This window comes from Belliella kenyensis (assembly GCF_022549675.1).
Taxonomy (GTDB): Bacteria; Bacteroidota; Bacteroidia; order Cytophagales; family Cyclobacteriaceae; genus Belliella; species Belliella kenyensis.
Genome location: NZ_JAKZGR010000011.1, coordinates 165,247 through 177,846 on the forward strand (window position 1 = coordinate 165,247; position 12,600 = coordinate 177,846).

A 12,600-nucleotide genomic window follows, 5' to 3' on the forward strand; every position below is an offset into this window, starting at 1 on the left:
ACGATATAATTCAATACCACATCTGATACCCAAATAAACTATGCGATTACTTAAAACAAACAGAATAAAATAAAAGAGAAAAAAAATTATTTATTTTTTTAGAAAAATGAATAATTACTGTCATAAACGTATTAAAAATTTAACTTTTACATTATAAAAACGCTCAAGCCCCTATGTTCGCAACAAACAACTACAGGAGTATCATTTTGAAAAATTGAATTTCTATAGCTTCAAAAACTTCCCTTCCACGATAAAGAATCCTCTCATGGATTCTGAGTACCCATATTGTTCCCATTCTCCAGAATCACTGAAGTAGTAGGGTAGACAATCTTCACATTTGGCTCAGCCTTGAACTTCTCAATGATCAACTCAGTGATCATATGCTCATAGAACCTTCTTTTGCGAGGATTGCAAAGATACCTTAGAGAAAGCTGAATACCTCGCTCATGGATCTTTGCATATATCGTAGGTGTATATTGTGCAAATGATATAAAATGGTCTTGTTGCGCTTTTCTTAATGCAGCCTGTATCCCCTTGTATTCTTTCTTGAATATCTCATCAAGCATCTCGTTGAGCAATTGCTTAGCACGCTTGTAGTCTGAATTCAAGCTGATGTTGATCCGCTGCTCATTCCATATATAATCAAACCCCTGACTGTAGTTGGCTTGAGGCATTGAAAAGACCATTCCATTGGGAACATGAATGATCCTTCCTGTACTCTGCTCTGCATCCACCCAATTGCCAACTTCCAAGATGCTAAACTGAAAAACCCGAGTATCTACCACGTCACCTTTGAAATCCCCCACCTGAATCCTATCCCCTATATCAAAGGGACGTCTCCACAAGATAAACATCCAGCCAGCCACATTGACAAATATGTCCTTCAACGCAATCGCAATACCAGCTGACAGCAAACCCAAAAATGTCGTAATCGACTGAAAATTATTGATCCAAATATTCCCAATGAGTAAAAATCCAATAAAGACAATAATGTATTGAATGGTTTTTCTCCAATGGTAAAACTTCTTGAGTTCAGTCTCTTCTCTCTTCACACCTATGATCTTGAATGCAAGCTTCTTGATCAGCCATAGACCAACTATGATCAATATTGTCTTGTATATATTCCACCGCAGCTCCTGCTCCACGATAGTATCTAGATAATCAATCCATTGATCCATAGGTATTCTAATTGTTTAAAAATATTCAGAGTACAATTTTATTCATTTTATCCTCAGTCCAAAAACTTTTCTCGACAATTCTCTTCAAAGCCTTGCAAGATTCTATATTTAATGATTAAATTATAAACATTAAAATGTCAATTAAATAGACATTCATCGATGAATTTGCTCTAATCCTAAGCGACAATACCACTTAGAATGAGTAAATGGCTAGATTTCAACCAAGGACACTCCCCAAGGTATAGAAGAAATCGCTTAAGAAGACGCAAATATCAATTCGTAGCACACAAAAGCCAATTACCTTACAATTTAGAAATATAAACCATGCTTATCAATTGCCATTCACACTACAGCTTCAAATACGGCACACTTTCCATAGGTGATTTGATAGCTGAAGCAAAGAGCAAAAAGCTCGATGCGCTCGCCTTGACTGACATCAACACTGTGGCAGGTGCCTTCCCCTTCATCCGAGAAGCGCAGCAAGCAGGTATACATCCAGTCATTGGCATAGATTTCCGGAATGGTGTCAAGCAACAATATATTGGTCTAGCCAAAAACCAAGAAGGTTTCTATGAGCTCAATCGTCATCTTTCTGGCGGGCGCGTCAAAGGAGTACCATTTGATGAGCAAGCTCCAGCTTTCCTCCACAGCTTCGTCATCTATCCCTTTCGAGAAAAGGTATTCCCTCTTCGAGAAAATGAGTTCATCGGAATCCACCCCTATCAACTCAATCGCCTCACCAAATCCCCTTGGTACCGCTATAAAGACAAACTCGTACTACTACAACCTGCGAGCTTCACTTCCAAGATAGCATTCAATGCACACAGACTACTGCGTGCAATAGACAAGAACACCTTACTCAGTAAACTAGATCCTGATGAGCAAGGCAATATCTGTGATACACTATACTCCTATGCAGACATGGTATCGCGCTGTGAGGGACATAGCTACTTGCTATACAATGCACAGCGCCTACTCGAAGCCTGCCAATTCTCCTTTTATTTCCAAGCTGTCAAAAACAAGCGCGACATCCTCGGCTCAGACTGGGAAGACTTTGACTTTCTACGCCAAGAAGCTTTCAAAGGGGCGATAAATCGATATCCAAACTTAGACATGGACATCAGCAAAAGACTTGAAAAAGAACTAGAATTGATTCAACAAAAGGGTTTTGTCTCTTATTTCCTAATCAACTACGACATTGTCAACTTTGCCAGACAAAGGAACTACTACCACGTCGGAAGAGGCAGTGGAGCAAACAGCATCGTGGCTTACTGTCTAGGAATAACAGATGTAGACCCCATCGAACTTGATCTGTACTTTGAGCGATTCATCAACCTGTACCGAGAGAACCCACCTGACTTTGACATTGACTTCAGCTGGACAGATCGAGATGAGGTGGTCAAATACATTTTTGCCAAATACAACAAAGCAGATCAAGAGCATGTCGCACTCTTAGGCTCATATAGTACCTTCCAGGCAAACTCTATGCTTCGTGAACTTGGAAAAGTTTTTGGTCTTCCTAAGACGGAAATCGAGTCCCTGATCTTTCATGCAGGAAAAGTAGACTATATACCCGACCAATACGGCAAACTGATCCTCAAGTACAGCCAAGTCTTGCACGGCATACCCTCACACTTGACCATACATGCTTGCGGTGTGCTGATCTCTCACAAACCTATACACTACTACACAGCCACAGAAATGCCCCCCAAGGGATTCCCTCTAGCACATATTGACATGCATACGGCTGAAGATATCGGCTTACACAAGTTTGACATCCTATCCCAGCGAGGCCTAGGACACATCAAAAGTAGCCTAGAAATCATCCATCAAAATCAAGGTGTGGCTGTAGATATTCGAGAGGTCGAGAAATTCAAAAAAGATCCAAAAATCAAAGAGCTGCTGAAAACTGGACACACCATAGGTGCCTTCTACGTGGAATCTCCCGCCATGCGCATGCTACTGTCCAAAATGAAAGCTGATGAATACCTTGAACTGGTCGCCGCTAGCTCGATCATAAGACCAGGGGTGGCACGCTCAGGCATGATGCGAGAGTATATCTTACGGCACGTGGATCCTGAGCGACGCAAGCAGGCACACCCCGTCATGCTCGACATCATGCCCGAGACCTATGGCATCATGGTCTACCAAGAGGACGTGATCAAAGTAGCACATTACTTTGCCGAGCTTAGCCTTTCTGAAGCTGATATTTTGCGCCGAGGCATGAGTGGAAAGTCGAGATCCAAGGATGAGTTTCAGCGGGTGAAAGATCAGTTTTTTTCAAACTGTGAAAAACTAGGTAGAGACCCGAAAATCACCCATGAAGTATGGCATCAGATAGAAAGCTTTGCAGGCTACTCCTTTGCCAAGGGACATTCGGCATCCTTTGCTGTGGAAAGCTATCAAAGTCTATACTTAAAAGCCTATTTCCCACTAGAGTTCATGGTTGGTGTGATCAATAATTTCGGCGGATTTTACCATACCGAATTTTACTTCCATGAACTTCGCATGAACGGCGCAGACATCCAAGCACCACACATCAACAATAGCGACTATCTAACCAATATTAGTGGAAAAACTGTATACTTGGGATTCATTCACATGAAGTATCTGGAAAAAGCCAGTGTAGAAAAAATTCTCAAAGAGAGGCTAGCCACTGGACCATACATGGGACTATCAGACTTTATCGCCCGAGTAGCTATTAGCTTAGAGCAAGTATTGATCTTGATCCGTATAGGATGCTTTCGGTTTACGGGAAAAAGTAAGCAAGAACTCCTTTGGGAGGCACACTTTATTCTGAACAAGCGCAAGCAAGTAGTCGCAAGCAATGAACTCTTTGGCCAATCTGGATTCCGAGAGCTACAAGTACCCGAACTGGAGCAAGCTGATTTGCGACAAGAGATTGTGGATCAGATTGACATTTTAGAATTCCCTCTAGATTCTCCTTTCCACTTGATCAAGGATCAAAACACTACGAGCATCAAGGGCAAAGACCTGAAGCAATACTTGGGCAAGCAAGTACAAATCATCGGCTACTTGGTCACGATCAAATACACCCGCACCATAAAAGGGGATGTCATGAATTTTGGTACCTTCATCGATCGTGAGGGTGACTGGATAGACACCGTCCACTTCCCTCCTGTGGTCAAAAAACACCCCTTCAAAGGCCGAGGCATTTATTTGATCAAAGGTCGGGTCACTCAAGAGTTTGACTTTTACAGCATAGAGGTCTCCAGCTGTGAACGAATGCCCTATTGGAACGCCGCAGACTAAGCCTAATATTTCATGGTGTTTGGATCAAAGTTCAGCTGAGCTATTCAATTACAAGAACCTGAACTCATCCACCTTTTCGATCTTTTGTCTTAGATCCGCTATGTTTATACTGGCTTTGATGCCGTTGTCTCGGGTCATTTTCTTGTCTTTGAGATTATTAGTAATTTTCTCATAGACCTGTAGTGGAGTCTCTGGCGCAACATTATTACCTTTCTTAGGTTGGATGATATTGTTCTGATGAGCAAGTTCTAGAGCTTCTAGCACTTTGATGTGATAGTTGTCAGCAAGCTCAAAGAAATTATCATAGTATAGGATAAACTTCTTTGCAAGCTCTACTGTACCATTGACTTGATTGCTGTAGTTCTTTAGCTCTGATTCATTTTGTATCAATGATGCATAGTTGACCTGTCCTCCACTGCGATACTTGGACTCGATCTGCGCTAGATATTGCGTGACATATTCATTCGAAAACCTACCCAACACCCTATTGAAATAGATGTCCAAAGTCTCATTACTAGCACGATCGGGCATGCTGAACCCTAGCTTGGCCGAATCTCTTTTGAGCTTAGCCAGCAACTCTAGCTGAAGGTTTTCCAAAAGTACCACCCTGTCGCTATTGGACGATTGGTTGATTGCATTGGCTTTGTCAAGTGCAGAGAAATAGACCAAGTATTTGTTAAGCTCTCCCTCAAATTTTCCTAGTTTCTGGAAATCTGGCTTTTTTTCACCCAGCATAGAGCTGTAAGCTACATTAATGAGAGAGTTGGAAGCAAAGAAAGCTTGGGATACAAATGGCACCCCTGAAGTCAATGGACTTGACACGATACTGTTTGTGATTTCTAAGAAACGATCCATTTTCGTCTTTGTCTCGAAGATCCCGATTTTCTTGGCAGATTCCATGATCACCTCCTCAAGGGAAAAACCCAATGGACCACCTTCGATGCTCCCAAGTGAATTGATAAACCCCTGATAATCTTGGTCAGTCATCCTTGATTTAAGATTGATGATATCATCACTGAGCTTTTTATAAATCTGCGTAGAATGTATGATACTGGACTTGAGCGATATCCACCGCGTCTCATCGGTGATATTTTTATCGTTGATTAAGTTATTCAGCGCTTTTTTAGTGATATCAAGGTTGTCAGACAAGCTCTCGTTGAAGTTTTTGAGCACTTCGATTTCCTTTTCAAGCTGTCGAATTCTCAGAGAATCAGCCGCATTTTGTGCAGAAGAAATCCCTATGATCATATTCACCAGAACTACTAGAAGTAATGCTTTTTTCATGAAATACATTTGGGTGTTAAAGTTTTAACAGTCAATACAAAAACCGAGCAAATATAAATGAAGGATTGAGTTTTTAGCACTTATTGATAAAAATGTTTTTCCTCAAAAGCACCACCTTAAACCCGTTCTAATTTTGACTACTCCAACGCTGATTTTACTTGAAAACCAGAAAATCTGCGCTATATTGAAGGGCAAAAATCAAAAACTGTCACAAATCTGAACAGAAAGCCTATGATGATACAATTAATTAAACTTGAATTGCTAAAGACTATGCGCTCTACAGCCTTTGCCAAATCAGTTTTGGTGGCAATTTTTTTAGGTTTTTTAGCCATATTGTTGCTTTCCTACCTGTTGATGCTTGGGATTTTTCTCAAGGATGTATTGGAAAAAGGATTCAATTTTCCCGATGCCTATGAAGCCGTAAGTGCACATTTGATTTATTTTTTCCTGTTTGAGTTTATGTACAGGTATTTCACACAAAAGCTACCCGTGATCGAGCTCGAGCGCTTCCTTCATCTGCCAATAAAGAAAAGTAAGATCATCAACTTCCTATTGGCTAGGTCATTCGTATCGCCATTATCGGTGATAGCCTTGTTGATATTTACGCCTTTTGCATTTACAGAAGTGATGCCTCGCTTTGGAGAAGCTGCGGGCTGGTCGTGGATATTGACTATCTTATTTACCAGCTGGTCACTACATTGGTTGATGCTTTGGTTCAAGCAGAAATTTGAAGACAGTATTACAGGCCTGGTAGTGATATTTGCTGTTTTATTATTAGGCATTGGCTCTTCTTACTATGGATGGTTTAATGTCGGGGAATTGATGAAGCCAATATTTGATTGGTCTTTGATTTCTTTCATTCCTGTTGCAGTTATGGCAATAGTTTGTTTGGCATTATACCGTGTTGCTTTTAGTTTTTATTACCAACACGCATATCTTGAAGACTTAGCCGAAGAAGAGGAAGTGAAGTTTGCTAATGCAGGCTTTGGCGTTTTCGATCGATTTGGCTTGGCGGGTGAATTTGCCAATTTAGAGTGGAAGCTAATCATCAGGCACAAAAAAAGCAGGACTTACCTGATGCTTGCAGGCTTCTTTTTGCTCTATGGATTGATTTTCTATACCAACCCTATTTATCAAACAGAAGATGGTTTCAGCCATATGTTTATTTTCGTAGGAGTATTTATCACAAGTATCTTTATGCTTCAGTATGGCCAACTCTTTTTGAGCTGGAACTCTGCCAATTTTGATTTTTTCTTAATCAAAAGAAATGGTGTAGAAGCATTGGTCAAAGGGAAGTACTTACTCTTTGTGGCTATATCAGTTTTGAGTTTCTTGGCATCTGTACCATATGTGTATTTTGGGCTTGACATTCTACTCATTCATATTGCTACATTTTTGTTCAATATGGGCGTGGTGATACACCTTGTGGTTTACCTATCCCTTTGGAAGCCCAAGCCGATGGACTTGAACAAGGGAGCCATGTTTAACTATGAAGGCGTGGGCATTGCTCAATTTCTGATGATGCTACCGATTTTCCTTGGACCTTATGCTGTATACCTGCCATTTGCACTATTGATCAGTCAGTACGCAGGGCTAGTCGCTTTGGCGGTAACAGGACTGGCTGGAATCGTAGCCTCACGCTACCTGACTTCCTTACCGATCAAAAAAATCTTAGAAAATAGATATCAAATTTCATCCGCATTCAGACAAGAACTATGATCACTATACACAACCTCAAAAAACAATACAAAGATGCTGTAGTCCTAGACATACCAACTCTTGAAATTCCAAAAGCAGAGTGTTTTGGCCTTGTGGGCAATAATGGTGCAGGCAAGACTACCTTATTTAGGATTATCTTGGACTTGGTAAGAGCGACAGAAGGGCAGGTTTCGCTAGAAGGAGAAGATGTCAGCAAGTCTGAAGCCTGGAAATATAAAGTAGGCGCTTACCTTGATGAGCACATGCTACTTTCATACCTCACAGCTGATGAATACTTCGAAACTTTGAGAAAAATCTACAACCTCTCCGAGGAGGATCTCGAGCATCACCTGAGCAAGTTCGAGGAACTTTTCAACGACGAAATCAGAGGCAAGAAAAAATACTTGCGCGACCTTTCAAAAGGTAATACAAAGAAAGTCGGTATTGCTGCGGCTATGCTGGGAAACCCTGAAGTGGTGATGCTAGACGAACCATTTGAAAACCTTGATCCAAGCTCACAAGTACGCCTGAAAAAACTCATCCTCCAAGAAAAAGCCCTCTCGCAAGTCACCTTTTTGATCTCTAGCCATGATCTCAACCATGTGACTGACCTGTGTGATAGGATTGTGCTATTAGAAAAAGGTAAAGTGATCAAAGACCTAGTTGACAAAGGCTCCATGGTAGAGGAGTTGAATAGGTATTTTGGGACTTGATAGTAAAATTTTGGGAGGAAAAATAAAAAACAAATATATAAATCATCAAAACTAAAAAGTTCAAACCGTACAAAGTAACATTCATAGTTAATTATTACTGTAAATGTTTACTTATATGTAAATTTGTCTGACTTACATTCAAAAAATGAGCAGAATAAAAATAAAGAATTTTGGACCTATAAAGAATGGCTGTAGTAGCAATGAAGGTTGGATTGATATTAAAAAAGTTACATGCTTTATCGGAAATCAAGGTTCTGGAAAAAGCACGGTTGCTAAATTGATTTCCACTTTTACGTGGATAGAAAAGTCCCTTGTGAGGGGTGATTACAATAAAAAATGGTTTGAAAGAAAAAACAAGCTCAAAAACCAATACCTAAACTATCACCGTCTTGAAAATTATTTCAAAAGTAACGATTCTGAAAAAACGGTAATAGAATATGAAGGAGATGCATTTTCCATTATTTATGAAAATGGTATTCTAAATATTAATGAAGTTCAAAACAAAGAATACCCTCTTCCTCAAATTATGTATGTCCCAGCAGAAAGAAACTTCATAACGTATGTTAAAACGCCAAAGGAATTAAAGCTTTCATCAGAATCATTAAAAGAATTTTTGACTGAATTTGACAATGCGAAAAATGAGATTAAAGGGTTTGAAAATCTACCCATAAACAATGTTGGTATCGAATACGATAGGCTAAATGACACATTAAACGTAAAGGGAGAAGGCTATAAAGTAAAACTTACAGAAGCCTCAAGTGGATTCCAATCATTGGTTCCTTTATATTTAGTTTCAAATTATTTAGCAAATTCTGTGAAAAAGCAAAGTGAAACAAGTAAAGAGACCATGAGCAGTGAAGAACTGCAACGCTTTAAAAAAGGGGTTGAAGATATTTGGAAAAACAATAGTTTAACAGATGAGCAAAAAAGGGTAGCATTATCTGTCCTTTCATCTAAATTTAATAAGACTGCTTTCATAAATATTGTGGAAGAGCCAGAGCAAAACCTCTTCCCCACTTCCCAATGGCAGATGTTACAAAGCTTATTGAAATGCACTTCTATGAATAAAGGCAATAAGCTTATCATGACAACTCATAGTCCATATATAATCAATTATTTAAGTATTGCAATTCAGGGAGAATTCTTAGAAAAAGAATTAAAAAAATCAGTAAATAAAAAGACTTTACTTCCAAAACTTTATCGCTTAATCCCTAAAGAATCATTGATTTCAGCAAATGATATTGTCGTTTATCAGTTGGATGAAAAAGATGGAAGCATTAAAAAATTGGAAACCGTTGATGGAATACCTTCCGACAAAAACTACCTTAATGAGACATTATCCGAAAGCAATTTGCTTTTTGATTCTTTGCTTGAAATTGAACAAGAACTATGAGTGTGAACTTTTTTAATACAATCTGTATAGAAGAATCAAGAAGAGAAAAGCTGTTTGGAATATGTGATGACCAAAACACAAGTAAAGCCTACACAGATAATACTGACAATACCAAATGGATTGCCAAAGTCACGAATATCAAAGAAATTGATATCACCTTTACTGCAATCGATAATTGTATTATTGTTTTCAATGAAGATACAGAAGAACAAGAAAGTTCTTGTGATGGCATGCTGACATTTAATGATAGTCTTTTCTTAGTTGAACTGAAAATTCAAGAAAAAAATTGGATACCCAAAGCAAAAAGCCAATTAGAAAATACTATAAAATTAATTTCAGAAAATCATGATCTTTCCAATTATAGATTTAAAAAAGCTTTTGCATGTAATAGAAAACATCCAAATTTCACAGTTATTGATGTAGCAGAAAGAAAATCCTTTTTTAAGCGGACAGGAGGGTTTAGAATAGATATACAGGCTGAAATAGTTATCAAATAAAGTAACACATTTTAAAAGTTTCTTTTTATACTCAAATACAGAATCCATTCCAAAAAAAAATCTTCACATTACCATATCTTAAGCAGTAATTTATTGGATATCGCTTCATGAAGTTTTAATTTTCAGTATTCAAATACAACTGAGGTGAAAAATCAGAGAAGAAAATTCATAAAAAAGATGTCTTTGGCGACTATGGCCTCAATCCTTGGCGCTGAAATCGTCTTTGCCAAGCAGATGCTTAAAGACTATATTCCCATAGGGATCAATGAACAGGAAGACTTGAAAAGTCTTGGTAAAGACCCAGCACTCAAAGTGCTTAACGACAGACCTTGGAATGTAGAGACCCCTATACACCTTCTCGATGATAAAGTAACTCCAGCTGAAAAGATGTTCGTCAGAAACAATGGGCAGCTCCCCAAAAGACCTGACCCTAGCTCTTGGAAGCTAACCATCCAAGGTGAGTCTGTTAAATCGGAAAAAAGTTATAGCTTATCAGAACTGAAAAGCAAGTTCAAACAGCACACATACCAAGTCACACTAGAATGCGGAGGAAATGGTAGAGGTGAGTTCTACCCACCTACCGAAGGCAATCAATGGGGGCAAGGAGCTGTTTCTTGTGCTAATTGGACAGGGGTCAGACTGAAAGATGTGCTTCAAGATGTGGGTGTCAAAGCTGATGCTGTCTATATCGGATATTATGGGACGGATGAGCACTTGAGCGGTGACCCCAAGAAGGAATCGATCTCTAGAGGTGTGCCGATAGCCAAAGCCATGGAAGAGGAGACACTTTTGGCTTTTCAAATGAATGGAAAAGACATCCCCTTGGCCAATGGCTATCCCTTGCGACTGGTAGTGGGAGGATATCCGGCTTCCGTTTCTGGCAAATGGCTCAAAACCATCGCTGTCAGAAACAAAGTACATGATGGGGCAAAAATGGAGACTCCTTCATATCAAGTTCCCCTAGAACCTATGGAACCAGGAGAAGCAATCAGAGCAGAAAATATGCAAATCATCACCTCCATGCCTGTCAGGTCGATCATTACCTTCCCTAAGTCTGGTGCAACTTTCCCTTTGAGCGCAGCCTTGAAGATCAGAGGTCACGCTTGGGCTGGAGAGCAAGAGGTCTCCAAGGTGGCTTATTCCATAGACTTTGGAAGCACATGGACTTCTGCTACTCTTGAAAAACCTGTCAATCGCTATGCATGGCAGCATTTTGAAGCTCAGATCAAATTTCCCAAAAAAGGATATTATGAGGTATGGGCCATGGCTACCGATGATCAAGGAAAAAGCCAACCAATGATCGTTCCCGGCTGGAATCCAAAAGGATACTTAAACAATGCTTGCCACCGAATAGCTGTGAAAGTGACTTGATATGGAAGAGCAGGATTTAAGAAAATCGCTAAGGTTTATCTTCATTTTAGGTAGTCTTGCAGTACTACTTGTTCTCAGCATGATAGTAGGCACCATGCTGATACAACAGCACCCCGAATGGCTTCTTGCGTTGAAGGAAAACCACTCATCTAAGAATAGCACTAGTAATCAACAAGAGAACGAGCCCAATGAAGAAGTCGAATGGACTCCTGAAGCTTTGGAAGAAGTGGGCTTGGTAGAAGGAGAAGGTCTTCAGCTCGTTTTGACACATTGTACCAACTGTCACTCCGCCAAACTAATCACTCAAAATAGGTTTACCAAAGAAGGTTGGATTCAAGTGATCCGCTGGATGCAGTCCACTCAAGGACTATGGGAACTGGGTGATGCAGAAGCTGAAATTGTCACTTACCTGTCCAAACATTTTGCACCCGAAGCCAGAGGACGAAGAGCTCCGCTAGAGGTGGAATGGTATGATTTGTAGACTTTTGATTGTTGTGAAGGGTGAGGGTTGAAGGATGAAGGGTGAAGGGTGAAGGATGAAGGGTGAAGGATGAAGGGTGAAGGGTGAGGGTTGAAGGATGAAGGGTTGAAGGATGAAGGGTGAGGGTTGAAGGATGAGGGATGACAGGAAGGGTGAATTTAGAGATGAGAAGTGAGTGTTTAGGTCATAGATTTTGCTGCGAGCAGGGGTTTGGTATCAGATCAAATTTTTCTTTAGTGATTTATCGTTAAGCTTTACTAGTTCGATACATTGGGATGATTGGGTTGTGGGATTTGAGTGAAAACTTGGAGTAGGTTTGATTTTATTTCCAGGAGAAAATTCACCAATGGAATTTTGTTGATTAAAACTTACAAAACAACTTATTATTGCTAATTATTCAGATATAATGGCGTCTATAGAAATACTCAAAAACGCCATTAAAAATCATTACTGGCATTTTTGAGTAGATTTCATCACTTAATACAATACTAGATAGGAAGAAGACCAAATATAAAATGAAGCTTTTGAAATACCTGCATGGACTACATAAGATGGAAATTCCAAAATAAATAAGTTGGCTTTAAGTAGGGCTTATTGGAAAATTCGTCAGGAATTAGAAAGTAGGGTTTAAACTAAGCTCTACTTTCTTTTTTTATGTATTTGACCCTTGATCCACGAGTCAATTTCGGATTGAAAAAGTACAATTTAGGAT

General features: G+C 39.5%; 9 protein-coding genes. 7 read left to right on the forward strand and 2 right to left on the reverse strand.

The features are described from left to right. Nucleotides 1-263 precede the first annotated feature (263 nt). The gene (locus MM214_RS12990) at nucleotides 264-1,178 is read right to left on the reverse strand and encodes a mechanosensitive ion channel family protein (RefSeq protein ID WP_241296060.1); all 915 of its coding nucleotides are present in this window, start codon (nucleotides 1,176-1,178) and stop codon (nucleotides 264-266) included. 324 nt (nucleotides 1,179-1,502) lie between these two features. Here MM214_RS12990 and MM214_RS12995 point away from each other — a divergent pair, with 324 nt between their 5' ends. Then, nucleotides 1,503-4,451 carry a DNA polymerase III subunit alpha gene (locus tag MM214_RS12995; RefSeq protein WP_241296061.1) on the forward strand — a complete coding sequence of 983 codons (2,949 nt, stop codon included), beginning with the start codon at nucleotides 1,503-1,505 and terminating at the stop codon, nucleotides 4,449-4,451. Nucleotides 4,452-4,499: 48 nt separating this feature from the next. On the opposite strand, the gene MM214_RS13000 is transcribed toward MM214_RS12995, so the two are convergent. Next, nucleotides 4,500-5,735 (reverse strand): hypothetical protein, encoded by a 1,236-nt coding sequence (locus MM214_RS13000; protein ID WP_241296062.1) that lies wholly within the window; start codon nucleotides 5,733-5,735, stop codon nucleotides 4,500-4,502. A 231-nt stretch (nucleotides 5,736-5,966) separates the two neighbouring features. Here MM214_RS13000 and MM214_RS13005 point away from each other — a divergent pair, with 231 nt between their 5' ends. From MM214_RS13005 to MM214_RS13030, 6 genes are all read left to right on the forward strand, one after another. After that, nucleotides 5,967-7,454 carry a DUF5687 family protein gene (locus MM214_RS13005; protein WP_241296063.1) on the forward strand — a complete coding sequence of 496 codons (1,488 nt, stop codon included), beginning with the start codon at nucleotides 5,967-5,969 and terminating at the stop codon, nucleotides 7,452-7,454. Then, the gene (locus tag MM214_RS13010) at nucleotides 7,451-8,146 is read left to right on the forward strand and encodes an ABC transporter ATP-binding protein (protein WP_241296064.1); all 696 of its coding nucleotides are present in this window, start codon (nucleotides 7,451-7,453) and stop codon (nucleotides 8,144-8,146) included. The genes MM214_RS13005 and MM214_RS13010 overlap by 4 nt, the downstream gene beginning before the upstream one ends. Before the next feature lie 145 nt (nucleotides 8,147-8,291). Continuing rightward, the gene (locus MM214_RS13015; protein ID WP_241296065.1) at nucleotides 8,292-9,539 is read left to right on the forward strand and encodes an AAA family ATPase; all 1,248 of its coding nucleotides are present in this window, start codon (nucleotides 8,292-8,294) and stop codon (nucleotides 9,537-9,539) included. Next, the gene (locus tag MM214_RS13020) at nucleotides 9,536-10,036 is read left to right on the forward strand and encodes a hypothetical protein (RefSeq protein WP_241296066.1); all 501 of its coding nucleotides are present in this window, start codon (nucleotides 9,536-9,538) and stop codon (nucleotides 10,034-10,036) included. Before MM214_RS13015 ends, MM214_RS13020 begins: the two co-directional genes overlap by 4 nt. Nucleotides 10,037-10,213: 177 nt before the next feature. After that, nucleotides 10,214-11,407, forward strand: coding sequence for a sulfite oxidase (locus tag MM214_RS13025; protein ID WP_241296072.1), 1,194 nt, complete (start codon nucleotides 10,214-10,216; stop codon nucleotides 11,405-11,407). Nucleotide 11,408: 1 nt separating this feature from the next. Beyond that, nucleotides 11,409-11,888, forward strand: coding sequence for a cytochrome C (locus MM214_RS13030; RefSeq protein WP_241296067.1), 480 nt, complete (start codon nucleotides 11,409-11,411; stop codon nucleotides 11,886-11,888). Nucleotides 11,889-12,600: the final 712 nt, after the last annotated feature.

Coding starts and splice junctions, on each gene's coding strand:
- MM214_RS13010 (WP_241296064.1), top strand. CDS start 7,451: ATGATCACTATACACAACCTCAAAAAACAATACAAAGATGCTGTAGTC.
- MM214_RS13025 (WP_241296072.1), top strand. CDS start 10,214: ATGTCTTTGGCGACTATGGCCTCAATCCTTGGCGCTGAAATCGTCTTT.
- MM214_RS13020 (WP_241296066.1), top strand. CDS start 9,536: ATGAGTGTGAACTTTTTTAATACAATCTGTATAGAAGAATCAAGAAGA.
- MM214_RS13030 (WP_241296067.1), top strand. CDS start 11,409: ATGGAAGAGCAGGATTTAAGAAAATCGCTAAGGTTTATCTTCATTTTA.
- MM214_RS12990 (WP_241296060.1), bottom strand. CDS start 1,178: ATGGATCAATGGATTGATTATCTAGATACTATCGTGGAGCAGGAGCTG.
- MM214_RS12995 (WP_241296061.1), top strand. CDS start 1,503: ATGCTTATCAATTGCCATTCACACTACAGCTTCAAATACGGCACACTT.
- MM214_RS13005 (WP_241296063.1), top strand. CDS start 5,967: ATGATGATACAATTAATTAAACTTGAATTGCTAAAGACTATGCGCTCT.
- MM214_RS13015 (WP_241296065.1), top strand. CDS start 8,292: ATGAGCAGAATAAAAATAAAGAATTTTGGACCTATAAAGAATGGCTGT.
- MM214_RS13000 (WP_241296062.1), bottom strand. CDS start 5,735: ATGAAAAAAGCATTACTTCTAGTAGTTCTGGTGAATATGATCATAGGG.